The organism is Enterobacter cloacae complex sp. P1B (assembly GCF_014982345.1).
GTDB classification, from domain to species: Bacteria; Pseudomonadota; Gammaproteobacteria; order Enterobacterales; family Enterobacteriaceae; genus Enterobacter; species Enterobacter bugandensis.
Genome location: NZ_JADCLF010000006.1, coordinates 310,125 through 335,343 on the forward strand (window position 1 = coordinate 310,125; position 25,219 = coordinate 335,343).

The 25,219-nt window shown below is 57.0% G+C and carries 22 protein-coding genes; 10 read left to right on the forward strand and 12 right to left on the reverse strand.

Annotation, left to right across the window (positions count from 1 at the left end; all coding sequences use genetic code 11):
* Window positions 1-22: 22 nt before the first annotated feature.
* Window positions 23-1,837: a DUF2264 domain-containing protein gene (locus INF77_RS06150; protein ID WP_193532089.1), complete on the reverse strand. Its 1,815-nt coding sequence runs from the start codon at window positions 1,835-1,837 to the stop codon at window positions 23-25.
* Between the two features lie 166 nt (window positions 1,838-2,003).
* Between INF77_RS06150 and INF77_RS06155 the strand changes: the two genes are divergently transcribed.
* Window positions 2,004-2,843 (forward strand): AraC family transcriptional regulator, encoded by an 840-nt coding sequence (locus INF77_RS06155; RefSeq protein ID WP_193532090.1) that lies wholly within the window; start codon window positions 2,004-2,006, stop codon window positions 2,841-2,843.
* A gap of 40 nt (window positions 2,844-2,883) precedes the next feature.
* Here the strand turns inward: INF77_RS06155 and INF77_RS06160 are convergent, their stop codons facing one another.
* Genes INF77_RS06160 through INF77_RS06180 form a run of 5 tightly spaced genes read right to left on the reverse strand, consistent with a single transcriptional unit; the run spans window position 2,884 to window position 7,545 of the window.
* Complete coding sequence (locus INF77_RS06160; protein ID WP_028014433.1) at window positions 2,884-3,759, reverse strand: MurR/RpiR family transcriptional regulator; 876 nt, start codon at window positions 3,757-3,759, stop codon at window positions 2,884-2,886.
* Window positions 3,756-4,706: an iron-siderophore ABC transporter substrate-binding protein gene (locus tag INF77_RS06165; protein ID WP_193532091.1), complete on the reverse strand. Its 951-nt coding sequence runs from the start codon at window positions 4,704-4,706 to the stop codon at window positions 3,756-3,758. Before INF77_RS06165 ends, INF77_RS06160 begins: the two co-directional genes overlap by 4 nt.
* A gap of 9 nt (window positions 4,707-4,715) precedes the next feature.
* Window positions 4,716-5,756 (reverse strand): iron ABC transporter permease, encoded by a 1,041-nt coding sequence (locus INF77_RS06170; RefSeq protein WP_193532092.1) that lies wholly within the window; start codon window positions 5,754-5,756, stop codon window positions 4,716-4,718.
* Entirely contained in the window at window positions 5,753-6,736 is a 984-nt protein-coding gene (locus tag INF77_RS06175; protein WP_047364596.1) for an iron ABC transporter permease, read from the reverse strand. Before INF77_RS06175 ends, INF77_RS06170 begins: the two co-directional genes overlap by 4 nt.
* Entirely contained in the window at window positions 6,733-7,545 is an 813-nt protein-coding gene (locus tag INF77_RS06180) for an ABC transporter ATP-binding protein (protein ID WP_193532093.1), read from the reverse strand. The genes INF77_RS06175 and INF77_RS06180 overlap by 4 nt, the downstream gene beginning before the upstream one ends.
* 384 nt (window positions 7,546-7,929) lie before the next feature.
* Between INF77_RS06180 and INF77_RS06185 the strand changes: the two genes are divergently transcribed.
* The gene (locus tag INF77_RS06185; protein ID WP_048959957.1) at window positions 7,930-10,068 is read left to right on the forward strand and encodes a TonB-dependent siderophore receptor; all 2,139 of its coding nucleotides are present in this window, start codon (window positions 7,930-7,932) and stop codon (window positions 10,066-10,068) included.
* Window positions 10,069-10,151: 83 nt separating this feature from the next.
* Here the strand turns inward: INF77_RS06185 and parE are convergent, their stop codons facing one another.
* Genes parE through nudF form a run of 5 tightly spaced genes read right to left on the reverse strand, consistent with a single transcriptional unit; the run spans window position 10,152 to window position 14,560 of the window.
* Window positions 10,152-12,044, reverse strand: coding sequence for a DNA topoisomerase IV subunit B (parE, locus tag INF77_RS06190; protein WP_028014439.1), 1,893 nt, complete (start codon window positions 12,042-12,044; stop codon window positions 10,152-10,154).
* A gap of 28 nt (window positions 12,045-12,072) precedes the next feature.
* On the reverse strand, window positions 12,073-12,654 hold the full coding sequence (gene yqiA, locus INF77_RS06195) for an esterase YqiA (protein WP_041908103.1): 582 nt from the start codon (window positions 12,652-12,654) through the stop codon (window positions 12,073-12,075).
* On the reverse strand, window positions 12,654-13,481 hold the full coding sequence (gene cpdA, locus INF77_RS06200) for a 3',5'-cyclic-AMP phosphodiesterase (RefSeq protein WP_028014441.1): 828 nt from the start codon (window positions 13,479-13,481) through the stop codon (window positions 12,654-12,656). The genes yqiA and cpdA overlap by 1 nt, the downstream gene beginning before the upstream one ends.
* 27 nt (window positions 13,482-13,508) lie before the next feature.
* Window positions 13,509-13,931, reverse strand: coding sequence for a DUF1249 family protein (locus INF77_RS06205; RefSeq protein ID WP_003862516.1), 423 nt, complete (start codon window positions 13,929-13,931; stop codon window positions 13,509-13,511).
* Window positions 13,928-14,560: an ADP-ribose diphosphatase gene (gene nudF, locus INF77_RS06210; RefSeq protein WP_028014443.1), complete on the reverse strand. Its 633-nt coding sequence runs from the start codon at window positions 14,558-14,560 to the stop codon at window positions 13,928-13,930. Before nudF ends, INF77_RS06205 begins: the two co-directional genes overlap by 4 nt.
* 204 nt (window positions 14,561-14,764) lie before the next feature.
* Between nudF and tolC the strand changes: the two genes are divergently transcribed.
* The 3 genes from tolC to INF77_RS06225 all read left to right on the forward strand — a co-directional run bounded on the left by tolC (window position 14,765) and on the right by INF77_RS06225 (window position 18,233).
* Window positions 14,765-16,243 carry an outer membrane channel protein TolC gene (gene tolC, locus INF77_RS06215; RefSeq protein ID WP_150145059.1) on the forward strand — a complete coding sequence of 493 codons (1,479 nt, stop codon included), beginning with the start codon at window positions 14,765-14,767 and terminating at the stop codon, window positions 16,241-16,243.
* A 161-nt stretch (window positions 16,244-16,404) separates the two neighbouring features.
* Window positions 16,405-17,070: a DUF1190 family protein gene (locus INF77_RS06220; protein ID WP_028014445.1), complete on the forward strand. Its 666-nt coding sequence runs from the start codon at window positions 16,405-16,407 to the stop codon at window positions 17,068-17,070.
* Between the two features lie 2 nt (window positions 17,071-17,072).
* A complete protein-coding gene (locus INF77_RS06225; RefSeq protein ID WP_150145060.1) occupies window positions 17,073-18,233 on the forward strand; it encodes a glutathionylspermidine synthase family protein in 1,161 nt (386 codons plus the stop codon).
* Between the two features lie 37 nt (window positions 18,234-18,270).
* Here the strand turns inward: INF77_RS06225 and ygiD are convergent, their stop codons facing one another.
* Entirely contained in the window at window positions 18,271-19,059 is a 789-nt protein-coding gene (gene ygiD / locus INF77_RS06230) for a 4,5-DOPA dioxygenase extradiol (RefSeq protein ID WP_063943071.1), read from the reverse strand.
* Window positions 19,060-19,189: 130 nt separating this feature from the next.
* On the opposite strand from ygiD, the gene zupT reads away from it, so the two are divergent.
* The 5 genes from zupT (at window position 19,190) to INF77_RS06255 (ending at window position 25,185) form a co-directional block, all read left to right on the forward strand.
* Window positions 19,190-19,963 (forward strand): zinc transporter ZupT, encoded by a 774-nt coding sequence (gene zupT, locus INF77_RS06235; RefSeq protein ID WP_150145062.1) that lies wholly within the window; start codon window positions 19,190-19,192, stop codon window positions 19,961-19,963.
* 333 nt (window positions 19,964-20,296) lie between these two features.
* Window positions 20,297-20,857, forward strand: coding sequence for a fimbrial protein (locus tag INF77_RS06240; protein WP_045261131.1), 561 nt, complete (start codon window positions 20,297-20,299; stop codon window positions 20,855-20,857).
* Window positions 20,858-20,930: 73 nt separating this feature from the next.
* Complete coding sequence (locus INF77_RS06245; RefSeq protein ID WP_193532119.1) at window positions 20,931-23,369, forward strand: fimbria/pilus outer membrane usher protein; 2,439 nt, start codon at window positions 20,931-20,933, stop codon at window positions 23,367-23,369.
* A gap of 9 nt (window positions 23,370-23,378) precedes the next feature.
* Window positions 23,379-24,140 carry a molecular chaperone gene (locus INF77_RS06250; protein ID WP_193532120.1) on the forward strand — a complete coding sequence of 254 codons (762 nt, stop codon included), beginning with the start codon at window positions 23,379-23,381 and terminating at the stop codon, window positions 24,138-24,140.
* Window positions 24,124-25,185, forward strand: a complete 1,062-nt coding sequence (locus INF77_RS06255; protein WP_028014452.1) for a fimbrial protein — start codon at window positions 24,124-24,126, stop codon at window positions 25,183-25,185. The genes INF77_RS06250 and INF77_RS06255 overlap by 17 nt, the downstream gene beginning before the upstream one ends.
* Window positions 25,186-25,219: the final 34 nt, after the last annotated feature.

Here is a 25,219-nt window from a genome sequence, read left to right on the forward strand (position 1 = left end):
GCCGAGGTGTAGGGTCAGAATTTTATAACGTGAACGACAGCAGACGTTCGCCTCCAGGGTCGCGGATTACGACCCGGTTATGGTTCATATCCAGCTGCGGCGCGGCCGCAACGTTCTGTTTTTCACTGGCAATGACGGCGCAGCAGAGCCAGCGCTCTCCCGGATGGAGATCGGTTTTTAACAGCGGAATGGAGGCGCACTCCGGGAACATGATGCTGCTGTTCGGCGGCGTGACGATGCTATCCGGGGTGCGTTCAATGAAAGGCGATAGATCGACAATCGCACTGCTGCCGTTCTCAGCCGCCAGATAGCTGCCGCGCGCGCGGATTTGGTGCTCCGTTTTCATCACGGCGAAACCGCCCTCCGCCGTTTGCAGCGTGCGCGCGCTGTTGATGCGGTGCAGGCGCAAATGCCACTCGCCGAAGGGGATTTGCCAGGTCTCGATGTGCACGTCGTGCCACGGCGACCAGCGTGAATAGATGTAGTTTTCATCCACCCGCACCGCGGCGCACTCGCGACGTCCGCGGAAATAGTTATCCCCGTCCGCCAGCAGCAGCATGGAATCACAGGCCGCATGCTTCAGGCCAAAGCGCCCGCGCTCAATGGTGAAGCCAAAGCGGCTGGAGTAGGCAAATTTGGTGTATTTCGCTTCGGTGTTGACGTAGTTGTTCAGCTCCAGCTGACCGGCGGTGAGCATGGTGACGTGCTGAGAGTTCGTCGAATGCATCAGGATCTGCTGCGCGTGCGGGATGACGTGCTTCTCCGCCAGCGTGGGCAGCGGCTGTTCTTCTGCCTGCCAGAACGGATGCGTCTCCGGCAGCGCCAGAATCAGGTAGCTTTTTAGCGCCCAGTAGGGCGAGCCGGGAGAGTTATAGTCCTCACACATGGCGAGGTTCGGACAGGCAAAACCGAGGGTCAGAATGCCGTCCCGGTCGGTAATTGTCCGCTGCTGCCACCAGCGGAGATGGCGCAGGATAATGCCCTTCACAATACCCGGCGTGAACACGTCAAGTTCAGAGAAGGCAACCGCGCTCCAGAAGGCGACCATCGCAAAGCGGTAGGTCAGGCTGCGGCCAAACGGTACCGACGCGCCGTCCGCGGCGGACCAGTAGATAAAGTCTTCCGCAAACAGACGCGAGCGCTCGCGCAGCACCTCCGCCCTCGCCTCGTCGCCGCTTAAAGTGGCGTAAATCAGGCCGTAGAAGTGGAACGCCATGGAGATGTAGTAATCTTTCGGGCGACCCGCGCCGTCGGAATACCAGCCGTCACCCAGGTAATAGGCCTCCATCAGCGCAAACCGATGGTCGATGGCGGCCTGGTCGTACGGCAGCCCGGCGCGTTTGAAGCCCAGCTGGACCATAATGGCAAAGTAGTTCCAGTTGCTGTCGGGCATCTGCGCGTCGGCAATCTGATTCAGCCACGCGCGCAGGTTCATCACCTCGCGCTCGCTGAAGCAATCGGTGAGTTTATTCCCCAGCAGGGAAAGCCCCAGACCGTAGGACGCCATCTCGACCAGACGCTGATCGTACGGACCGGTTTCGCCCCAGTAGCCCGGACTTAGCGGATCGGTGCCGATCCTGATGGCCTGCATGTACTTCTCGCTAAACGGCGAAGCATCGCCCGAAGCCAACAGCGGAAACAGCCCCCATAGCGCGCGGGAGAGCCCCTCCATCTGCGCGATATCCGTCGCGTAGTGCGCGCAGGTATCACCCAGCGAGAACCGCGAATGATTTACCGGAAACTGCTTATCCAGCGCGCCAAGTAAGGTATTCAGAGACGCCACGACGTCCTGGCGTGAAGACAACAGATTTGATTTTTCTTCGCTTTCCGCCCGCATAGTTCCACCCTCGTCATCAACTGCGGCCAAGCATAGTGAATGCGTAAGGTGGAGAAATGTTAGCCACGTCACAGGTGAGAACGTTCGACAAACCTGCGGTTGATAAAATTTAAAAAGGTGGTTTATAAATCTCTTCTGACGGGGAAAAGTTGAGTTTTATTGCACTATGCATGACGCGCCCATAACCGATCGTCTTGAACTCATTACCTTAAACGACACCGTAGCGTCGTTCAGCCGCCTGTTTGCTAACACGGTGCGTTACCACCACTGGCATCAGTGTCTTGAAATTCTCTATGTGGAAGAAGGGTTTGGCGTCGCGATTGTCGATAACCGTCACTACACCATGCGCCCCGGACGCCTGTTTTTCTTTCCGCCGTTCACCCTGCATAAAGTCAGGGTGGACGAACAGGCGGAAGCGATTTACCGGCGCACGATTATTCACCTCGACCACCACGCGGTACTGAAGTGCCTGCGTGATTTTCCGCACACGCAGCAGCGGCTGGAGAAACTCTCGCGTCGCGGCTCAGAGGCGTGGGTGGTTGACCTGGCACACTGCCACAGCCATGTCGATCATCTGTTCAGCTGTTATCCGCCGCCGATGAGCAGCGAAAGCATCGCCGGGCTGCTGATTAGCCTGTTTGCTATGTTGCCTGACGATCGTACCGGCGCACCGGGCAGCAGCTCGGGGATCGCCAGCCAGGTGATGTTCTGGCTGGACGAGCATTATCAGGAGAAATTCCGCCTCGACGCACTGGCAGCGGAACTGGGCAGATCGCGCAGCTACGTGTCGCGAAAATTTCATGCGGAGACGGGGGAGAAAATCCACCACTACCTGGACACGCTCCGCCTGCGTAAGGCGTGCGAATGCCTGTTGCACAGTGACGCGAGCGTGCGGGAGATTGCCGCGCGGGTGGGATTTTCTGACGTGACCTGGTTTATCAGCGCGTTTAAGAAGGGGATTGGTGAGACGCCGCTGCAGTACCGGAAGAACCATCGTGCGGTATGACACCCTCACCCGCCCCTCTCCCGCGGGAAGAGGGAGACAATCAACTGCTTTTCTTGCCCGGCTTTAGCCCACGGTGAAGCTCGTTGATGCGCTTCATCGACTTGATGGTGCGCTGCGGCTCGGTGGAGGCGACGGATAAAACAATCATCTCCAGGCACAGCAGCACCGTGCCGTGGAGCGGGATTTTACCCTTCTCGCCACCGCGCGGAACGTGGATCACCACGCTGGCCTCTTTGCTGAATCGGGAGTCGGTGGCATTGGTGAGCAAAATGGTGGGGATCCCCAGCCGTTTCGCTTCGCGCAGCGTGGTCTGTCCTTCCCGATGCGCGGATTTTTGCGCCATCATGATCAGCACATCCCCGCGCTGGAGACCTATCAGCTGCTCGGCCAGCCCTATTCCGGTGCGGTTAAGCGGCGTGGCGGGTAGCCCCATCCGACTGAACAGCCTGGCGGTGTAGTCGGCCAAAATCCCGGACGCGCCAATCCCAAATATGGCAACCTGCCTCGCCTGCGCCAGCAGCGAGACCGCCTGCGCCATCGCGAAGCGGTTGTGGGGTTCAGACAACACTTCACACGTATGCTGATGCCCCTCCAGCACGAAATCAATGCTCGCATTGACGTCGCTGGTCAGCGTATTCACCGTGGTGGAGATCTTTTCGCTGGAGGTCACAACCGGGCCAAACCACTGCTCCAGCGTCTGCTTGAGATCGCGCAGCCCGGCGAAACCCAGCGCCTGGATGGCGCGAACGACGGTGGCGTCCGACGTTTTGAGCAGCGTCGCGATCTCCATTGCCGTCTGCTCCATCACCGCTTCACGATTTTCATTGATATAGCGCGCCACCTGCAGCAGGCGCGGCGTGAGCTGGTGCGACCGGGAGCGGAGGCGGTCACCGAAGAGATCAACTTTACGGCTCATCGTGACGCCTCCGGCAGCGGACGTCCGGCAATCTGCGACTGGACCTGCGCGGCCATCAGCCCTAACGAGGCGAACGAGTTCGAGATGGCCTCTTCACGCGAGATCAGCACGTAATGTCCGGTGCGACAGGCATTCAGGAACTGACACCAGCCCGGCATCACCGCATCCATCGCCGCCAGCTCATCCTGCGGTTTGCCGCCCGTATCCCCGCGCCAGGTGGCGAAAACGAAATCCGCATCCAGCTCCGGCAGCCGCTCGGCGCTGACGTCAATGCGTCCCCCTTCCGGGATGGACTCAATCAGCGGCGGGAAGGTGAACCCGGCATCACGCAGCACGCGGCCCAGCGAGTGATAGCTGTGCATGGCGTTGATTTTCCCCTGATTGGCCTGAATCACCGACACGCTCACTTTGCGGGTATCAATAGTCGCTTTCAGCGCCTTAATTTGCTCCTGATAGCGCCGCTCCAGAACCTTGAGCCGCGCCTGCGTGCCCGTCAGCTGCGCCAGCTTGCGGTAGATCTCCGGCGCGCCGCCATCGAGATGATCGATACTCACCGTCGGGGCAATTTTCTCCAGCTGTTCCACCGGGGTATTTCGCGTCGGCTCGGTAATGATCAGGTCAGGCTTTGCGGCGGCGATGGCTTCAATGTCGATATCCGCAGTGCCGATAAACTTGATGTCGGAATTATCGAAGTCGACGCCGGTCAACATGCCGCTGGAGCGCAGAAAATGGCTGCCGTCCGGCCGGGTGCGGCCATGGCTCGCCACCGGCGGTACGCCAAGCTCAATCAGCGGAATAGTAATGTCCAGGTCGTGTAGCGAGACGATCCGTTTCGGATGCACCGGCACCGCCACCTTACGGTTCAGATCGTCAGTAAACGTCTGCGTCGGCTCGGTCGCGCTCGCCGCAAATCCCACCAGCAACAGCAATGAAAACAGTATGCGCATGTTAATCCCCTAAAATCTGTCCCGACGCTGCCAGAGCAGCAGCAGGAAAAACGGTCCGCCAATTAGTGAAATCACAATTCCCGCCGGTAGCTGCAGAGGGAGGAATGCCAGCCGCCCGACGTTATCCGCCAGTAGCACCAGCAGCGCCCCCAGCACGGCGCTACCCGTCAGGAGCGCCGTTTGCCCGCCGCGGAGCAGCAGGCGCGCCATGTGCGGCGCAATCAGCCCGACAAAACCAATGCTGCCCACGCAGGAGACGCAGGCCGCCGTCAGCACTACCGGGGCGAGAACCCTTAGAAGCGCCAGCCGGTTTGTGCGCACGCCAAGGCCCGCTGCGGTGTGGTTACCAAGCAGCGCCACGTCCGCAGCGCGGGCGGTAAACAGCAGCAGCGCAAACGCCGGAAGCGCCCAGGCAGCGGCAATGCAGACCAGCGTCCAGTTTGCCGCGTGGAGGCTGCCCGCCAGCCATAGCATCGCCGTCTGCACGTCGCGCACGTCCGCCGTGGTCATAAAGACGCCCATTGCGGCGGCAAAGACCCACGACACGCCGATGCCGATCAGGATGAATCGCGGACGTGAGATATCGCGCGCCAGGGCCACCACCAGCAGCGCGGTGAGCAGCCCCCCGGCCATGCCAACCAGCGGCCGCCAGGCCAGGCTCAGCGCCGGGAACTGAAATATCAGCAGCAGTACCGCCGCGCTACAGCCCTCTTTCACCCCGATAAGCCCCGGATCGGCCAGGCCATTGCGGGTTATGGACTGCATTGCTGCCCCCGCCATGCCGAGCATCCCACCGCACAGCGCCGCCATCAGCAGGCGCGGCAGGCGGATATCCATCACGATGTAGCGCGTCTCTGACGTCAGGGTTTCTGGATAAAACAGCGCGCGCCCGATGGCGGAAGTGGGGATGGGCAGAGAGCCGTGCGTCAGGCCAAACCCCGTCAGCAGGCAGGCGGCCAGCGTCAGGATGACCAGACATACCAGCGCCTTTGGGCGGACCAGCGCCGAGAAGGCGCCAACGCGTAGCGCACGCAGTCCGGCGCGGTTCATTTAAACATCCTCGAGGCCATGAAGATAAAGACCGGGGCGCCAACCAGCGCGGTCATGATGCCGGTTGCCAGCTCCCAGGGCGAAAACAGCGTGCGGGCAGCGATATCCGCCAGCAGCAGAACCAGCGCCCCGCACAGGGCGGACAGCGGCACCATCACGCGCAGATCGACCGACACCAGACGGCGAACGAGCTGAGGCACCACGAGCCCAATAAAGCCGATCGGCCCGGCGAGGGAGACTGCCGCACCGCAGAGCAGCGCGATAGCCATCAGGGCAAGCAGCCGCGTTTTCAGCAGCGATACGCCAAGCCCCTGCGCCATTCTGTCGCCCAGCGCCAGCATGTTGAGCGAGGGCGACAGCCAGAGCGCCAGCGCAAAGCCCACGCCAGCCACCCACAGGGCAGCGGCAATCGTTTCACCGCTGACCCCCGCTAAATCCCCCGCCAGCCAGGTGCGCATGGCAAGCAGCGTCTGTTCATCGAGGATGAGCACCGTGGCGGTAATCGACGAGGCAAACGCCGACATCGCCACGCCGCACAGCGTGACCTTCATCGGCGTAAGCCCGGTGCGTCCGGACGAGGAGAACGTGAGCACCAGCAGAAACAGCGCCGCGGCTCCGGCGGCGGCAATCAGCGGGCGCCCAAACGGCAGCGTCATCCCCAGCGCGCTCGTCAGCACCACCGCCAGCGCCGCCCCGGCGTTGAGCCCCAGAATATGCGGTTCGCCGAGCGGGTTGCGGATCGTGGATTGCAGCAGCACGCCCGCCACGCCGAGCGCGGCCCCCGTCACCATCGCGGCGCAGAGGCGCAGCAGTCTGAGCTTGATGATGATGTTATGGTCGAAATTGCGCGGATCGAAGTGGAGGATGGCCTCCACCACCGTTTGCGGGGCGATAAAGCGGGCGCCGATCCCCAGATGGGCAATCGCGCCGGTTGCAAGCAGCAGGGCGAACATCAGGAAAGCCAGAGAGGTGCGCATCATGGCTGTTTTGCGACCTGGCGAAACGGCATAAAGAACGGTTTACCGGTCAGCGGATTGATGGACATATGCACGTCGACATCAAACACCGCTTTAATCAGCTCCGGCGTGCAGGCGTCCCCTTCATGCAGTACGCCCTCGACTTTTCCCTGGCGTAAAAAGACCAGCGAATCGCCGTAGCTCACGGCGAAGTTGAGATCGTGCAGCACCACCACCACGGTACGTCCGTGCTCGCGCGTCAGCGTATGCAGCAGTTCGAGGATCTCCACCTGGTAGCGGAGATCGAGGAACGTGGTGGGTTCATCCAGCAGGATATAGGGCGTTTGCTGCGCCAGCGCCATGGCGATCCAGCAGCGCTGACGCTGGCCGCCGGACAGGCTTTCGACGGGCATGTGGGCAAACTCGGCCGTGCCGGTCAGGCGCAGGGCCTCCTCCACCGCCTGCTCGTCCTCGTCGCGCCACTGGTGCATGACGTTCTGCCAGGGAAAACGCCCGCGCGAGACCAGTTCAAAGACGGTTAACCCTTCCGGCAGCAGCGGAGACTGCGGCAGGATGCCAAGCTGGCGGGCGACGGCTTTCGTCGGCTGCGCGTGGATCGCCTTGCCGTCGAGAACCGCCGCGCCGCCAAGCGGCTGAAGCAAACGTGCGATGGTACTCAGCAGCGTGGATTTTCCGCAGCCGTTCGCCCCCACCAGAACGGTGATTTTCTGCTGGGGGATCGCAAGGGAAATATCATCAACGATGATTTTTTTCTGATAACCGGCAGAAAGATTCTCCAGAACCAGACCCGGTTTTGTCGTGTTGTGAGCCACGTGCATGCCAACGTAATAAAAAAGGGAAACAAATATAAATAAAAATCATTCTCTTTTGAGAGTTTGAGGCCGAGCCATGTAGTAGTCAAGGGAAGAAACACCCTGAAAAAAACAGGGGTAACGGTGTGCTACTACACTGGCCGGTAAAACAATAAAGACTTAATTTTCAATTGATTAATTGATTACCCCTGTGCTTTTCCGTTACGTTTCAGAGATGTAGTCGATTTTTAGCTTTTTTCATTTACTACTACATTTCCGCATGATTGAATGATTCTCAATTACATGTTCGATGCCAGTTTTGGCTAACGGGCAGACCATAAAGGGCAATGACTCACAGGTTCTTCCGTGAAGGTGCTTCACGGATATTTTGGGATAACAGTTGTAATGGCTACGTTCACACCTTCACTCTCTGGGATAAAAGGGCGCGCGCTCTTTTCACTGCTGTTTATGGCGCCGCTGTCGCAGGCAGCAGACACCACGGCTAAAGACGGCGAAACGCTTACCGTCACCGCCGATCCAAATGCTACGGCGGAGGCCACCAACGGCTACCAGCCGCTGAATACCTCCACCGCCACGCTGACCAACATGCCGATGCTGGATATCCCGCAGGTGGTGAATACCGTCAGCGATAAGGTGCTGGCGGATCAGCACGCCACCACGCTCGATGAAGCGCTCTATAACGTCAGCAACGTGGTGCAGACCAACACTCTGGGCGGTACGCAGGATGCCTTCGTACGCCGCGGGTTTGGCGCAAACCGCGACGGCTCGATCATGACCAACGGCCTGCGCACCGTGCTGCCGCGCAGCTTTAACGCCGCAACCGAACGCGTGGAGGTGCTGAAAGGCCCGGCCTCAACGCTGTACGGCATTCTCGATCCGGGCGGCCTGATTAACGTCGTCACGAAGCGCCCGGAGAAAATCTTCGGTGGCTCGATTTCTGCCACCTCTTCCAGCTTTGGCGGCGGCACCGGACAGATCGATGTCACCGGTCCGATTGAGGGCACGCGCCTGGCGTATCGCCTCACAGGCGAGTATCAGGACGAGGATTACTGGCGCAACTTCGGCAACGAACGCAGCACCTTTATCGCCCCGTCGCTGACCTGGTTCGGCGACGATGCCACCGTGACCGTGCTCTATTCGCATCGCGACTATAAGACGCCGTTCGATCGCGGAACGATCTTCGATCTCAACACTAAAAAGGCCGTCGACGTCGATCGCAAAACCCGCTTTGACGAGCCGTTTAACGTGACCGACGGGCAGTCCGATCTCGCTCAGCTTAACGCGGAATACCGCCTCAACAGCCAGTGGACCGCGAAGTTCGACTACAGCTACAGCCAGGATAAATACAGTGACAACCAGGCCCGCGTCATGGCCTACGATTCAAAAACCGGCACCCTGACCCGCCGGGTGGATGCAACCCAGGGCTCGACCCAGCGCATGCACAGCACCCGTGCGGATCTGCAGGGCAACGTGGATATCGCGGGCTTTTATAATGAGATCCTCACCGGCGTGTCGTATGAAAATTACGATCTGCTGCGCACGGACATGATGCGCTGTAAGAACGTCAAAGGTTTCAATATCTATAATCCGGTTTACGGCAAACTCGACGAGTGTACAACCGTCTCCGCCGCTGACAGCGACCAGACGCTCAAGCAGGAGAGCTACTCGGCCTACGCCCAGGATGCCCTGTACCTGACGGATAAATGGATTGCCGTCGCCGGGCTGCGCTACCAGTATTACACCCAGTACGCGGGCAAAGGTCGTCCGTTTAACGTCAATACCGACAGCCGCGACGAGCAGTGGACGCCGAAGCTGGGGCTGGTTTACAAACTGACGCCAGCAGTCTCGCTGTTTGCCAACTATTCGCAGACGTTTATGCCGCAGTCGTCCATTGCGAGCTACATTGGCGACCTGCCGCCGGAAACCTCAAACGCGTACGAAGTAGGCGCAAAGTTCGATCTGTTCGACGGCATAACCGCCAATATCGCGCTGTTTGATATTCACAAACGCAACGTGCTGTACACCGAAAGCATCGGGGGCGAAACCATCGCCAAAACCGCGGGCCGCGTGCGCTCTCAGGGCGTGGAGGTGGATCTCGCAGGATCGCTGACGGAGAACACTAACATTATCGCCAGCTACGGCTATACCGACGCGAAGGTACTGGAGGACCCGGATTACGCGGGTAAACCGCTGCCGAACGTGCCGCGCCACACCGGCTCACTCTTCCTCACCTACGATATTCATAATGCGTTTGCCGGGAATACCCTGACGCTCGGCGGCGGCGGGCACGGCGTAAGCCGCCGCTCGGCGACCAACGGCGCGGATTATTATCTGCCGGGCTATTTCGTGGCGGATGCGTTTGCGGCGTATAAGATGAAGCTGCAGTATCCGGTGACGCTGCAGGTGAACGTGAAGAACCTGTTTGATAAGACCTACTACACGTCGTCGATTGCGACCAACAACCTGGGCAACCAGATTGGCGACCCGCGCGAAGTGCAGTTTACGGTGAAGATGGAGTTTTGATGTAAAAAAGCCCGGTGGCGCTAATGCTTACCGGGCCTACGATCCATTCCCTCTCCCTGTGGGAGAGGGTTAGGGTGAGGGCATCAGGCCTCAATATCCGCCATATCCCCTTTCTCCTGCAGCCAGTTACGTCGGTCTTCCGAACGTTTCTTGGCGAGGAGCATATCCATCACGGCGTTGGTTTGCTGTTCGTCTTCGTCGCTGATCGTCAGCTGCACCAGGCGGCGCGTGTTCGGATCCAGCGTCGTTTCGCGCAGCTGCATCGGGTTCATTTCGCCCAGCCCTTTAAAGCGCTGCACATTTGGTTTGCCCTTCTTACGCTTAAGCTGCTCCAGCACGCCCGCCTTCTCTTCTTCCGTCAGCGCGTAGTACACCTCTTTGCCGAGGTCGATACGGTAGAGCGGCGGCAGCGCCACGTGGACGTGACCGTTTTTCACCAGCGTGCGGAAGTGCTTCACAAACAGCGCGCACAGCAGCGTGGCGATGTGCAGACCATCGGAGTCCGCATCCGCGAGAATACATATCTTGCCGTAGCGCAGCTGGCTCAGATCCTCGCTGTCCGGATCGATGCCGATCGCAACGGAGATGTCGTGCACTTCCTGCGAGGCCAGCACTTCGTCTGAAGAGACTTCCCAGGTGTTCAGGATCTTTCCCTTGAGTGGCATGATCGCCTGATATTCACGATCGCGCGCCTGTTTGGCCGACCCACCCGCCGAATCCCCTTCCACGAGGAACAGCTCGGTGCGGTTGAGATCCTGCGCGGTGCAGTCTGCCAGCTTGCCCGGCAGCGCAGGGCCGCTGGTCAGCTTTTTACGCACCACTTTCTTCGCGGCACGCAGACGACGCTGGGCGCTGGAGATGGCCATTTCAGCCAGCATCTCAGCCGCCTGAACGTTCTGGTTCAGCCACAGGGTAAACGCATCTTTCACCACGCCGGAGACGAACGCCGCGCACTGGCGCGATGACAGACGTTCTTTGGTCTGACCGGCAAACTGCGGATCCTGCATCTTCACGGAGAGCACGTAGGCGCAGCGGTCCCAGATATCTTCCGCCGAGAGCTTCACCCCGCGCGGCAGAATGTTGCGGTATTCGCAGAACTCACGCATCGCGTCCAGCAGTCCCTGACGCAGGCCGTTGACGTGGGTTCCGCCGAGCATGGTTGGGATCAGGTTGACGTAGCTTTCGGTCAGCAGCTCACCGCCTTCCGGCAGCCACAGCAGCGCCCAGTCCACCGCTTCGGTATCACCGCTAAAGTTACCGACGAACGGTTTTTCCGGCAGCGTTGGCAGGCCGTTTACCGCTTCGCACAGGTAGTCGTTCAGGCCATCGGCGTAGCACCAGGTCTGCTCGGTGTTGTTGACGTGATCTTTAAAGGTAATTTCCACGCCCGGGCACAGTACCGCTTTGGCTTTCAGCAGGTGCGTCAGGCGAGAAACGGAAAAACGCGGGCTGTCGAAGAAGCTTTCGTCAGGCCAGAAGTGGACGCTCGTGCCGGTGTTGCGTTTAGCGCACGTGCCGACAACCTGCAGATCCTGCACCTTCTCGCCGTTTTCAAACGCGATGTTGTAGACCTGGCCGTCGCGACGGACGTTCACTTCCACGCGTTTGGACAGGGCGTTCACCACGGAAATCCCCACGCCGTGCAGACCACCGGAGAACTGATAGTTCTTGTTGGAGAACTTACCGCCCGCGTGCAGTCGGCAGAGAATCAGCTCAACGGCAGGCACGCCCTCTTCAGGGTGGATGTCCACCGGCATGCCGCGACCGTCGTCGATGACCTCCAGCGACTGATCGGCGTGCAGGATGACGTCAACGCGTTTGGCATGGCCCGCCAGCGCTTCGTCCACACTGTTATCAATAACTTCCTGGCCCAGATGGTTCGGGCGCGTCGTATCGGTATACATCCCCGGGCGGCGGCGAACCGGCTCAAGCCCGGTGAGTACCTCAATGGCATCAGCGTTATAGGTTTGCGTCATGATTTAAACTAGCAATTCGCATTGATTGTCAGTGGCTGTGCAGTCCAAGAAAATCGACAATCTGGGTGAAATGATCCTCAAAGCCCGTGAAAGCATGGTTTCCGCCCTCTTCTATAGTCTGGCGGCAGGAGGCGTAATACGCCACTGCCTGGCGGTAATCCAGCACTTCATCACCCGTCTGCTGCAGCAGCCAGATGAGATCCGGCGCTTCAAGCGGGTCGACCTGCATAACTTTGAGATCGTAAATATGGCGTGACTCTAGCACATATTGCTGCCCGGTGTAGGGGTTCTCGTTTTCGCCAAGAAAGTCCCTCAGCAGCTCAAATGGCCGTACCGCCGGATTAACCACAACGGCGGGCAGCATAAAGCATTGTGAGAGCCAGGTGGCATAGTACCCGCCCAGCGATGAGCCGACTACGCCAAAGGATTCACCGCCGTGTTCAAGCACGATCGATTCGAGCATTTCCGCCGCCTCCGCCGGGTACGGCGGCAGCTGCGGGATAATCATCTCAACGTGGGGGTGATGCTCGCTCAGCCACTGGCGAAACTGCGTCGCTTTTGCGGAGCGCGGCGAGCTGTTGAATCCGTGCAGATAAAGGAGCGTAGACATCAGTAGCCTTCTGAAGCGGTATCCGGGCGGAACTCTGCGCCTGCCAGACGGCAGACTTCCGTGGTCAGCGTGCCGTCGGCATGCAGTTCCAGCCAGCGCCAGCCTGGCGCGATGGTATCCAGCGTAAAGTTGGCGCAGTGCGGCTTAAACTGCACACAGGTTGACGGCGTTGCCAGCATGCGACGTCCGTTCCAGTCGAGATCCTGTTCCTGATGGATGTGTCCGCACAGCAGGTGTTTCACGCGCGGGTATTTCGCCAGCACGCTATCCAGCGCCGCGGAGTTACGCAGGCTGTGCTGATCCAGCCAGCTGCAGCCCGCCGGCAGCGGATGATGATGGAGCAACAGCAGCGTATGACGTTCAGGTTCGGCAGCCAGTTTGGTCTCCAGCCAGTCGAGTTGAAACTCGCTTAATTCACCGTGCGGGACGCCAAATACCTGGCTGTCCAGCAGCAGGATCTGCCACTGTTCACCCGCAAATACGCACTTCGCCGGAGAAATCCCCGCATCCTGAAGGGAGCTGTACATTGCGGGCTGGAAATCGTGGTTTCCGGGCAGCCAGACGCAAGGCACGCTAAAGCTCGCGATGCCTTCAGCAAAATGCTGGTAGGCCGCGGAGGACTGGTCCTGCGCCAGATCGCCCGTTGCGACAATCAGGTCGCAGTCGCGATGTTCAGCGTGAATGGCGCTCAGTACCGCCTGATAACTCTCCCAGGTATTAACCCCCAGCAAAGTTTCATGCTTTTCGGCAAAAAGGTGGGTATCGGTGATTTGTAATATCCTGACTGGCGCCCCACCAGCAACAGTCAGGTTCAACAGGCTTTCCAAATGGTGTCCTTAGGTAGGTTTATGACGCTAACAAACCGGAATCGCCATTGCTCCATGTGCTAAACAATATCTTAGCCAGTCGGCTAAAAACTGGTTAATTTGATGCTTTTCGTCGCGTTGATGCAACTTTTTATTCGGATAATCATACCGCGCCTTGAAGCGAAAGATCTGCTGACTTGAACACACTTCAGCGACCATCGCGTCATGATAGAGACGCACCGTCATCGACGGCAGGCTCCAGTAGCTGATGCTGGGCGCTGTTTGTTCTATTTCCACCAGCGTAGTGTAGCGCGTTGATTCTGTTATCGTTAACCGATACTGCGCGTTGCTCACCTGATAGCTTACCGTTTCGCCGGGTGCGTCGTTTCTCGGCAGCAGGCGGCGCAGCTGTGCGAAATTGGTTTCGCACAGGCGCATCATTTCTGGGAAGTCAGGCGTATAGCGCTTCATTTTTTCCACTCGTTTCGTAATGTCTGATAATGCAGCTGCAGCCATTGCAGGGCGATGACAGACGCTGCGTTGTCGATTTTCCCCTCTTCTACCCACTGATAAGCCTGTTCCCGGCTCACCACATGAACCCGAATATCTTCGTTTTCATCAGCCAGACCGTGAATACCTTCTGCGGTCGTGGCGTCCACTTCGCCCACCATAATGGATAAGCGTTCGCTGGTGCCACCCGGACTCGCCAGATAGCTTAACACCGGTTTTGTGCGGCCTACCACCAGCCCGGCCTCTTCCAGCGCCTCGCGACGGGCGACGTCTTCAACCGACTCGCCCTCTTCGATCATCCCTGCCACCATCTCCAGCAACCACGGGCTTTCACTGGTGTCATACGCGGCAATGCGGATCTGCTCCACCAGCACGACTTCGTCACGCACTGGGTCAAAGGGTAGCAAGACAGCCGCATGCCCGCGCTCAAAAATTTCACGTCTGATTTCGCCGCTCATTTCACCGTTGAACAGGCGATGCCTGAAACGGTAAAGATCCATCGAAAAAAAACCGCTATAAAGCGTTTCTCGTGCAATAATTTCTACATCGTTTTTGGCGAATGTCACGGGCAACTTTTCTGGTTTTTGCATGAGTCGAGTCCTGGTAGCAATGGTGATGAAATTATGAATTTCAAGGCTGTTTGGCTGCCGTTTGTAAGGCTATATGGTAGATTGGTGCAAATTACCGCCAGATGGCACGTAACGCCAACCTTTTGGTGTGGATGATTCTGTTAGAATCGGCAATTATTTTTTAATTAGATCAGCGCTAATACTGCTTCACAACAAGGAATGCAAATGAAGAAATTGCTCCCCATCCTTATCGGCCTGAGCCTGACGGGCTTCAGTGCAATGAGCCAGGCGGAAAACCTGTTACAGGTCTACCAGCAGGCACGTCTGGGCAACCCTGATTTACGTAAATCAGCGGCCGATCGTGATGCTGCGTTTGAAAAGATTAACGAAGCGCGTAGCCCACTGCTGCCGCAGTTAGGTTTAGGTGCAGATTATACCTACAGCAACGGTTTCCGCGACGCTAACGGCGTTAACTCCAATGCTACCAGCGCCTCACTGCAATTAACACAGACGCTGTTTGATATGTCCAAATGGCGCGCCCTGACCCTGCAGGAAAAGACCGCAGGCATCCAGGATGTGACCTATCAGACCGACCAGCAAACGCTGATCCTGAATACTGCCACCGCGTACTTCAACGTGCTGAGCGCCATTGACGCGCTCTCCTACACCGAAGCGCAGAAACAGGCGATCTACCGTCAGTTAGATCAAACCACCCAGCGCTTCAACGTGGGTCTGGTGGCGATCACCGACGTGCAGAACGCCCGTTCACAGTACGACACCGTGCTGGCCAACGAAGTGACCGCGCGTAACAACCTCGACAACGCGCTGGAATCCCTGCGCCAGGTGACCGGGAATTACTACCCTGAGCTGGCTTCCCTGAACGTCGACAGCTTCAAAACGGATAAGCCGCAGGCCGTTAACGCCCTGCTGAAAGAGGCGGAAAACCGCAACCTGACGTTGCTGCAGGCGCGTCTGAGCCAGGACCTGGCCCGCGAGCAAATTCGTCAGGCGCAGGACGGCCATCTGCCAACCCTGAGCCTGAGCGCGTCCACCGGCGTTTCTGACACGACCTACAGCGGCTCTAAAACCAATTCTGCCCAGTATGACGACAGCAATATGGGTCAGAACAAAGTGGGCCTGAGCTTCTCTCTGCCACTGTACCAGGGCGGTCAGGTCAACTCTCAGGTGAAACAGGCGCAGTACAACTTTGTTGGCGCGAGCGAGCAGCTGGAAAGCGCGCACCGCAACGTGGTGCAGACCGTGCGTTCGTCCTTCAATAACGTGAATGCTTCCATCAGCAGCATCAACGCCTATAAACAGGCCGTGGTGTCAGCTCAGAGCTCCCTGGACGCGATGGAGGCCGGTTACTCCGTTGGTACACGTACTATCGTTGACGTGCTCGACGCGACCACCACGCTGTACAACGCGAAACAGCAGCTCTCCAGCGCACGTTACCAGTACCTGATCAACCAGCTGAACATTAAGCAGGCTCTGGGTACGCTGAACGAGCAAGACCTGCAGATGCTGAACAGCGCGCTGGGCAAACCGGTCTCTACCTCTCCGGACAGCGTTGCACCGGAGAACCCGGAGCAGGTTGCCGCCGTTGATAACTTCAACGCTAACGGCAGCGCCCCTGCCGCACAGCCAGCGGCCGCGCGTAGCACGGCACCTGCAAGCAGCGGTTCTAACCCGTTCCGTAACTAAGAGTGTTATCACGCCCTCTCTCACCGGGAGAGGGCGCAGCTGAATCACACCCGAACGTAAGCCAACGTAAAGATCCCCCTGATTCCGCCCCTCTTCGCTTCATTTTCAACCACTCATCCACTATCCTGAGCGTTATTACCACTGGGTCCTGGAAGACAAACATGAAACGGACAAAAACGATCAATCACGCGTCGTTCCGCAAAAGCTGGAACGCACGTCATCTCACCCCTGTTGCGCTGGCAGTAACCGCGGTCTTTATGCTGGCAGGCTGTGAGAAAAACGACGAAACGGTTTCGCTGTATCAAAACGCGGACGACTGCTCCGCAGCAACCGGCCAGGCAGCAGAATGTAAAACCGCCTACACCAACGCCCTGAAAGAAGCGGAACGCACCGCGCCGAAATACGCCTCACGCGAAGACTGCGTGGCGGAATTTGGTGAAGGACAGTGTCAGCAGACGCCAGCTCAGGCAGGTACTGCGCCGGAAAATCAGGCGCAGGCGCAGTCCAGCGGCAGCTTCTGGATGCCATTAATGGCAGGCTACATGATGGGACGCCTGATGGGCGGCGGTGCGGGCTATCAGCAGCAACCGCTGTTTAGCTCGAAAAACCCGGCCAGCCCGGCTTATGGTCAATATACCGATGCCAGCGGCAAAGGTTATGGCGCAGCGACCCCGGGCCGCACCGTGACCGTCCCGAAAACCGCGATGGCGCCGAAGCCTGCGACCACCAGCACCATCACCCGAGGTGGGTTCGGTGAGTCTGTGGCGAAACAGACCAGCATGCAGCGTAGTGCAACAGGCACTTCCACTCGCTCAATGGGCGGCTGATCATGGAACGAGTCGGTATTACCGAGCGCCCGGACTGGCGCGAAAAAGCCACTGAATACGGTTTTAACTTCCACACCATGTACGGCGAGCCGTACTGGTGTGAAGATGCTTACTACAAACTGACGCTCGACCAGGTGGAAAAACTGGAAGAGGTGACGGCCGAGCTGCACCAGATGTGCCTGAAGGTGGTGGATAAAGTCATCGACAGTGACGAGCTGATGACTAAATTCCGTATTCCGAAGCACACCTGGAGTTTCGTCCGTCAGTCGTGGAAAACGAATCAGCCTTCGCTTTACTCTCGCCTCGATCTGGCATGGGATGGCGTGGGTGAGCCGAAGCTTTTAGAAAACAACGCGGATACGCCGACCTCTCTTTACGAAGCGGCATTCTTCCAGTGGATTTGGCTGGAAGATCAGATGAACGCCGGAAACCTGCCGGAAGGTAGCGACCAGTTCAACAGCCTGCAGGAAAAGCTGATTGAGCGTTTCGCCGAACTGCGGGAACAGTTTGGCTTCAATCTGCTGCATCTTGCCTGCTGTCGCGACACGGAAGAAGACAGGGGCACGGTTCAGTATCTGCAGGACTGCGCGGCCGAAGCGGAAGTGGCGACTGAATTCCTCTATATCGAGGATATCGGCCTGGGTGAAAAAGGTCAGTTTACGGATATGCAGGATCAGGTGATCAGCAACCTGTTCAAGCTCTATCCGTGGGAATACATGCTGCGTGAAATGTTCTCCACCAAGCTGGAAGACGCGGGCGTGCGCTGGCTGGAACCGGCGTGGAAGAGCATTATCTCCAACAAAGCCCTGCTGCCGATGCTGTGGGAGATGTTCCCGAACCACCCTAACCTGTTGCCAGCTTACTTTGCCGAAGATGAGTTCCCGCCGATGGAGAAATACGTCGTTAAGCCTATCTTTTCCCGCGAAGGCGCGAACGTCTCCATTATCGAAAACGGTAAAACGCTGGAAGCGGTTGAAGGGCCATACGGTGAAGAAGGGATGATCGTCCAGGAGTTTTATCAACTGCCTAAGTTTGGCGACAGCTATACGCTGATCGGCAGTTGGCTTATTAATGATAAACCTGCCGGGATTGGTATTCGCGAAGATCGCGCGTTGATTACGCAGGATCTGTCACGGTTCTATCCGCATATTTTTGTTGAATAAAACTTGCCCGGTGGCGCTACGCTTACCGGGCATGTTTTTACCCCACCTGCACCGACAGCATACTCAAACTGCCCATCTCAATGCCGTCAACCGGAATGGTAACCGGCTCCTGACCGTCCCATGCACCTAACACATACAGCAGCGGCAGGAAGTGTTCCGGCGTCGGGTTAGAGAGCGAACCGCCTTCGTGATCCAGATAGTTCACTAACGGATGCTTCTCAACCGGGCCTTGCCAGGTCAGGTTCGCTTTGACGTAGGCGTTAAAAGCGCTCGCCCACGGATATGGCGTGTTCTCACCGTGCCAGCGCGCCGTACGCAGGTTATGCACCACGTTGCCGCTTGCCACCAGCATGATGCCCTCATCACGCAGGGTCGCCAGTTTGCGGCCCATTTCCAGATGCCAGGCCGCCGGTTTAGTGCTGTCGATGCTTAACTGCACCATCGGAATATCTGCATCAGGGTACATCTTAATCAGTACGCCCCACGAGCCGTGGTCAAATCCCCAGGCTTCTTTATCCAGCGTCACTGGAACAGGTGCGAGCAACTCTACCAGCCGCTGTGCCAGCGCAGGCGAGCCGGGAGCCGGATAATGCGTATCATACAGCGCCTGCGGGAAGCCGCCGAAATCATGAATGGTTTTAGGCGTTTCCATGGCCGTCACGCCGGTACCACGGGTAAACCAGTGCGCAGACACCACCACAATCGCCTTCGGACGCGGCAATGTCTCCCCCAGATGACGCCAGGCGCGGGTATAAACGTTGTCTTCCAGAACGTTCATTGGGCTGCCGTGGCCTAAAAACAGTGCAGGCATACGAGAAGAAGACATGGTGGTATCCTTAGAGAAGGTGTCAATTTGATGGTTCTACATTACGCGCATTCAGGTGAAGATAAACGCAGATAACCGTGAAGATCATCATCAGGAAATTTGAACGTAAGATATCGCTTAAGGAGAGTGCATGTCAGTACCCTTAATTTTGACCGTGCTTGCGGGTGCCGCGACCTTTATCGGTGCGTTCCTCGGCGTGCTCGGGCAAAAACCGTCTAATCGTCTTCTGGCGTTCTCGCTGGGCTTCGCCGCTGGGATCATGCTACTTATCTCGCTGATGGAGATGCTGCCAGCAGCACTTCACACCGAGGGAATGTCTCCGGTTCTGGGCTACGGCATGTTCATCGGTGGTCTGCTGGGCTATTTTGCGCTCGACCGTATGCTGCCCCACGCCCACCCTCAGGATTTGATGCAAAAAAGCGTTACTCCAATCCCCGGCAACATCAAGCGCACGGCGATCCTGCTGACGCTGGGTATCAGCCTGCACAACTTCCCGGAAGGTGTCGCCACGTATGTCACGGCCAGCAGCAATCTGGAAATGGGATTTGGTGTCGCGCTGGCCGTAGCCTTACACAATATTCCTGAAGGACTTGCCGTGGCCGGGCCGGTTTATGCCGCAACGGGTTCAAAACGTACTGCCGTCTTCTGGGCGGGGATTTCCGGGATGGCCGAAATTCTCGGCGGCGTGCTGGCGTGGCTGATCCTTGGAAGCCTCGTTTCCCCTGTCGTGATGGCGGCGATTATGGCTGCCGTGGCCGGGATTATGGTTGCGCTCTCTGTCGATGAGCTGATGCCGCTGGCGAAAGAGATCGATCCTAACAATAATCCCAGCTACGGCGTGCTGTGCGGCATGTCGGTGATGGGGCTAAGCCTGGTTCTGCTGCAAACGGCAGGTATAGGCTGACACGGATGCCCTCATCGATGAGGGCAATTCTTTGATGCGCCCCAGCGCAGCCGTTGCATTTTACACTGTCTGCGGCTCTGTATTTACAATTGGAAAATCAAGAGTTTTTATGAATATTTTTAATCGCAATATTTCCCAATTAAATTGCGCTTAAAAAACCGCTGCTGCATGAAATATTAATCGGTTACGATAATAATAAATTATATATTAACCTCCTCTAAAAATATCTTTAAGCCTCATTAATCGTAAAAGCCGCCCTCAACCCGTTATACTTTGCGAGTATTCTGAAAATTAATATTCAGATTATGAATTCAATTGAAAAAGGATATTTTCATGTATATGGGTAAAAAAGTATTGTTAGCGGTTGCGATGGCTGCCATCGTTTCGGGTTCTGCTTTTGCTGATGACCAGGGTTCCGGCAAAATCAAATTCAAAGGCGTGGTCATTGATGCACCGTGCAGCATTGCACCAGACAGCGTTGATAAAGAAGTGGACCTGGGTGAAGTTACCACTGCCGTGATCAACGCTAACAAAAAGTCTACCGCTGTTCCGGTTGATATCAATCTGGAGAACTGCCAGCTTGACGATCCGGCGGACGAAACGGATACGCCAGTGACCAAAGTTGACGTGACCTTCACCAGCGCAGCAACTGACGCTACTGACACCAGCCTGATGAGCAACACCTATGCTAGCGGTGCTCAGAACGTCGGTGTTCGTCTGCTGGATAACAACGAAGCCAACATCACCCTGGGTTCGGCTCAAACGGTCGATCTGCTGGCGGGTTCCACCACTCAGACTCTGCACTTCAAAGCATTAATGGAAGTTGCTCAGGGTAAAACTGCCACAGCGGGTCAGGTTGAAGCGACTGCCAACTATGTGCTGATGTACAAATAAGGCAATGCATCACGATAAAACCGGCTGGCATTATTTGCCAGCCGGTATGTGATATTATTTTGGTAACAGGATGATGACATATAAATTACAATCTAAAATCATCATTGCGTCCCTGTTAATGACGAAGATTGCCTCTGCCACCGAGTTTAATATCAATGCCATTGATAAAGACCAGCGGGGCAGCGTTGACCTCTCCCTTTTTAAAAATGAAATAGCGGTTACCCCTGGCAGCTATTTTGTTACCGTATCCATTAACGACACACCACTGGCTAACGGCTGGCAGCTTAGCTGGAAAGAGGTAAATAACACGGTACAGGTGTGTATTCCTCCTGAACTGGCGGATACGTTTGCCCTGAAAGAGGAAGTCCGCGACGCCTTACCTGAAAAAGAGGGATGCGTCGACTTTTCCTCCAGACCGGATATCACCTTTAATTTTGAACAAGCGACCCAGACGCTGAAGGTCACCGTACCCCAGGCATGGTTGCAGTACCGCGCCGCCGACTGGATGCCACCCGCAACGTGGGACAATGGCGTACCGGGCGTGATTCTGGATTACAACCTGTTCGCCAGCCACTATCAGCCCAGCGACGGCAGCAGCACCAACAACGCCAACACCTATGGCACGGCAGGCGCGAATATGGGCGCATGGCGCCTGCGCAGTGATTATCAGTACAGCCAAACGCATACCGATGCAGGTTCGGATCATGACGGACGCTTTTCGCGCGTCTACATGTTCCGCCCTCTTCCTTCGCTTGGTGCTAAGCTGACGCTGGGTGAAACGGACTTCCAGTCCTCAATCTTTGACGCTTTTACCTATACCGGCGCCTCCCTGATCAGCGATGAGCGCATGCTCCCCTGGTCGCTGCGTGGCTATGCGCCACAAATTACCGGTATCGCGCAAACCAACGCGACCGTCACCGTCAGCCTGGCCGATCGCGTAATTTATCAAAGTAAAGTTCCGCCTGGCCCCTTTGTTATTCAGGATCTTAACCAGTCCGTTCAGGGGACGCTGGACGTAAAAGTGACGGAGGAAGACGGGCGCGTCAGCACCTTCCAGGTCTCGGCGGAATCGGTGCCTTTTTTAACGCGTAAAGGGCAGGTTCGCTACAAGCTGGCGGCGGGTAAAGCGCGTAAAGACGCCTCTCATGACGTCGAAGACACCGGTTTTATGAGCGGTGAATTCTCATGGGGAATGCTGTCAAACACCTCGCTCTATGGCGGGACGCTTGCCGACGGGGATCATTACCGTTCCATTGCCGCCGGGGTCGGGCAAAATATGGCGCATCTGGGTGCTCTCTCTTTTGACGTCACGCAGGCCACCAGCCAGCTCCCCTTCCAGGATAGCCAGACGGGTTACAGCTACCGTTTTAACTACAGTAAGCGTTTCGATACCACCGGCAGCCAGCTTACGCTTGCCAGCTACCGCTACTCCGATCGGAAATTCCTGAGCTATGCCCGCTTCCTTGATTATGACGACAACGATCGTCAGACAGAAAAGCAGACGCTGAGCGTAACCGCCAGCCAGTACATCAGCTCGTTATCGCTCAACCTCTACGTCAACGTACTGCGTCAGACCTGGTGGAACGAAGCCCCGTCCACGACCGGAAGCATTACCGCAGGCTATAACTTTGATCTGGGGCGCTGGAAAAACCTCGGCGTCACCCTCTCCTGGAGCAAGACGCATTACGAAGATGAAGACGACGATACGCAGTTTTACCTGTCCCTGAGCGTACCGATCGATCCGGATCATCGCCTCAGTTACGATCTGCACAACAGCGATAGCCTGAGCCAAAATGTCTCCTGGTACGACACGTCCGATCGCAATAATACCTGGGGCGTCTCCGCGGGAACGGAGAGTGAACACGCGGACGCGGGCGCACAGATGAGCGGCAACTATCAGCACTATTCACCGTTTGGCGATCTGAATATCTCCGGAAGTTATAAAGCTGATGAATATAACTCCCTGAGCGCCAGCTGGAATGGCTCGTTTACCTCAACGGCCAAAGGCGCGGCGCTGCACCGTCGCAGCTACGGAAACGAACCGCGCGTGATGGTCAGCACCGACGGCGTCGGCAACATTCCGCTGAACATGTCGCGGGATGAAACCAACCGCTTTGGTATCGGCGTTTTACCGTCGGTTTCCAGTTACTCTCCCGCCAGCGTACAGGTCAATCTGGATAACCTGCCTGACGGCGTCGATGTGGACAACCGCATTACGACCACCACCTGGACCGAGGGGGCGATTGGCTATCGCCAGATTGCGACGCGCGCAGGCAACGATATTGCCGGCATTCTACGTACGCCAGCCGGCACCCCGCCGCTGGGCGCGATTGTTCATCTACTGGAAAGTGACCAGCAAATCGGCATGGTCGCCGACGAAGGCCACGTCTGGCTGGGTGCGGTAGAGCCTGAACAACAATTCCGGGTAACGTGGGGTGACAATCAGCAGTGTCGCTTCTCGCTGCCTTCACACCTTGAAAACAGTATGCAGTTGATACTGCCATGTCAGTAAGAAACCATGATGAAACTCACCTCTTTTACCAGCCTGTGCCTGATGTTAATCGGCATCGCATTTACCACCCACGCTGCCGTTAACCTGGACCGCACCCGCATTGTGTTTCCGGAAAGCGATAAGGCCAGCAGCCTCAAGATTGATAATCAGAGCAAAACGTTGCCTTATCTGGCGCTCTCCTGGATAGAAGATGAAAACGGACGCAAGGAGGACAGCCATTTTATGGCGCTTCCGCCGATCCAACGTCTTGAAGCGGGCGCCTCGTCTCAGGTCCGGATTGTGAAGCAGGCCGCGACCGCCCGGTTGCCGAAAGACCGGGAATCACTGTTTTATTTCAACCTGCGCGAGGTGCCGCCGAAAAGTTCCAGCGCGAGCGAGGAACGCAGCGTAATGCAGGTCGCGATGCAGAGCAGGATCAAACTGTTCTGGCGTCCCAAAGCGATCGCCAAAAAGGCAGGCGATCAGGCAGAAATGCGTATGGAAGTCACCGCAAACGCGAAAGGGCTCACCGTGCATAACCCTACGCCTTATTACATCACGCTGGCGTGGCTGAGCAAAAATGCGAAAACCATGCTGCCCGGTTTTGACAGCCTGATGATCGCCCCGTTTGCGACGGCAACAACCTCTACCGGTGACTATCACGGCAGCTACTACAGCATCGGCTACATCGATGATTACGGTGCGCTGAAAAAGGTCGACGCGCAATGTTCAGGCACGGCGAAATGTACGCTCAGCGAGCATAAGGTCGATAAAAATGCGCAAGCTCGCTAATCTGCTGTTCCTGCTGCTGATATCCGCTCTGCCCGTAAGAGAAGCGCTGGCGCTGGACTGCTATCTTGGTGCTTCAGGCGGGCCGGTTGAAGAGACAAAAACCATCTCGCCCTTTGCTATCCCCAGCAACGCGCAGGTGGGGCAGAAAATCTGGGAATCAGATGACATTAAAATCCCGGTTACCTGCGATCACAACGTCACCAGCGGCTTTCAGCCGGAAGACGTTTACGCCTGGGTCAACCCTTACCCGGCCGCAACGGACCCTTACTATGAGCTTGGCGTAACCTACGAAGGTGTGGACTACGATGCCACGGGCCAGCCGAATGGCGTGGATACCCGCCAGTGTCTCGATAACAAGAACATCCTCATCTATACCCCGGCTCAGATCCGGCAGATGGGCTGGGAAAACCTGATCTGCTCCGGTAACCCGGATGACGTCCATACGACACGCACGTTTATTGCCCGCTTTCGCCTGTTTGTAAAAATTAAGGCGATTCCGCCTCACGGCTACGTGAGTTCCCTTGGCGATTACATCGTGGTGCAGTTTGACGGTAAAGGCGGGGTCAACCAGATGGCCGACGCGAAAAACCTGAAGTATCACATCAACGGCTTGCAAAACATTACCGTTCTGGACTGCGGGGCAACCTTCAGCATCTACCCTGAAAACCAGGAGATCGATTTTGGCACCTTCAGCGCTCGCGACATTGTGAACCAGAAAACGCGCGTTCGTGAATTTACGGTTAAAACCACCAAGGTGCAGGACGCGCAGTGCTCTGATGGATTCAAAATGGACTCGTCATTCTACACGAACGAAAAGCTCAGCGCTGACGATACGGCGCTGTTGATTGGCAACGGGCTAAAACTGCGTATTCTGAACGGAACGGATCCGTTTACCTTCAACCACTATCAGGAGTATGCCGACTTCACCGGGAGTACGTTGCAGTATGAGCAAAAGTACACGGCAGAGCTGTCGTGGGATGAGGGAAAAGCGATCCAGTCCGGACCGTTTGAAACCGTGGTGCTGTTTAAAATTAACTACCACTAGCGACAAAAAAAGCCGGGTTTCCCCGGCTTTTTCA

Coding starts and splice junctions, on each gene's coding strand:
- INF77_RS06150 (WP_193532089.1), bottom strand. CDS start 1,837: ATGCGGGCGGAAAGCGAAGAAAAATCAAATCTGTTGTCTTCACGCCAG.
- INF77_RS06155 (WP_193532090.1), top strand. CDS start 2,004: ATGCATGACGCGCCCATAACCGATCGTCTTGAACTCATTACCTTAAAC.
- INF77_RS06160 (WP_028014433.1), bottom strand. CDS start 3,759: ATGAGCCGTAAAGTTGATCTCTTCGGTGACCGCCTCCGCTCCCGGTCG.
- INF77_RS06165 (WP_193532091.1), bottom strand. CDS start 4,706: ATGCGCATACTGTTTTCATTGCTGTTGCTGGTGGGATTTGCGGCGAGC.
- INF77_RS06170 (WP_193532092.1), bottom strand. CDS start 5,756: ATGAACCGCGCCGGACTGCGTGCGCTACGCGTTGGCGCCTTCTCGGCG.
- INF77_RS06175 (WP_047364596.1), bottom strand. CDS start 6,736: ATGATGCGCACCTCTCTGGCTTTCCTGATGTTCGCCCTGCTGCTTGCA.
- INF77_RS06185 (WP_048959957.1), top strand. CDS start 7,930: ATGGCTACGTTCACACCTTCACTCTCTGGGATAAAAGGGCGCGCGCTC.
- parE (WP_028014439.1), bottom strand. CDS start 12,044: ATGACGCAAACCTATAACGCTGATGCCATTGAGGTACTCACCGGGCTT.
- yqiA (WP_041908103.1), bottom strand. CDS start 12,654: ATGTCTACGCTCCTTTATCTGCACGGATTCAACAGCTCGCCGCGCTCC.
- INF77_RS06205 (WP_003862516.1), bottom strand. CDS start 13,931: ATGAAGCGCTATACGCCTGACTTCCCAGAAATGATGCGCCTGTGCGAA.
- nudF (WP_028014443.1), bottom strand. CDS start 14,560: ATGCAAAAACCAGAAAAGTTGCCCGTGACATTCGCCAAAAACGATGTA.
- tolC (WP_150145059.1), top strand. CDS start 14,765: ATGAAGAAATTGCTCCCCATCCTTATCGGCCTGAGCCTGACGGGCTTC.
- INF77_RS06220 (WP_028014445.1), top strand. CDS start 16,405: ATGAAACGGACAAAAACGATCAATCACGCGTCGTTCCGCAAAAGCTGG.
- INF77_RS06225 (WP_150145060.1), top strand. CDS start 17,073: ATGGAACGAGTCGGTATTACCGAGCGCCCGGACTGGCGCGAAAAAGCC.
- ygiD (WP_063943071.1), bottom strand. CDS start 19,059: ATGTCTTCTTCTCGTATGCCTGCACTGTTTTTAGGCCACGGCAGCCCA.
- zupT (WP_150145062.1), top strand. CDS start 19,190: ATGTCAGTACCCTTAATTTTGACCGTGCTTGCGGGTGCCGCGACCTTT.
- INF77_RS06240 (WP_045261131.1), top strand. CDS start 20,297: ATGTATATGGGTAAAAAAGTATTGTTAGCGGTTGCGATGGCTGCCATC.
- INF77_RS06245 (WP_193532119.1), top strand. CDS start 20,931: ATGACATATAAATTACAATCTAAAATCATCATTGCGTCCCTGTTAATG.
- INF77_RS06250 (WP_193532120.1), top strand. CDS start 23,379: ATGAAACTCACCTCTTTTACCAGCCTGTGCCTGATGTTAATCGGCATC.
- INF77_RS06255 (WP_028014452.1), top strand. CDS start 24,124: ATGCGCAAGCTCGCTAATCTGCTGTTCCTGCTGCTGATATCCGCTCTG.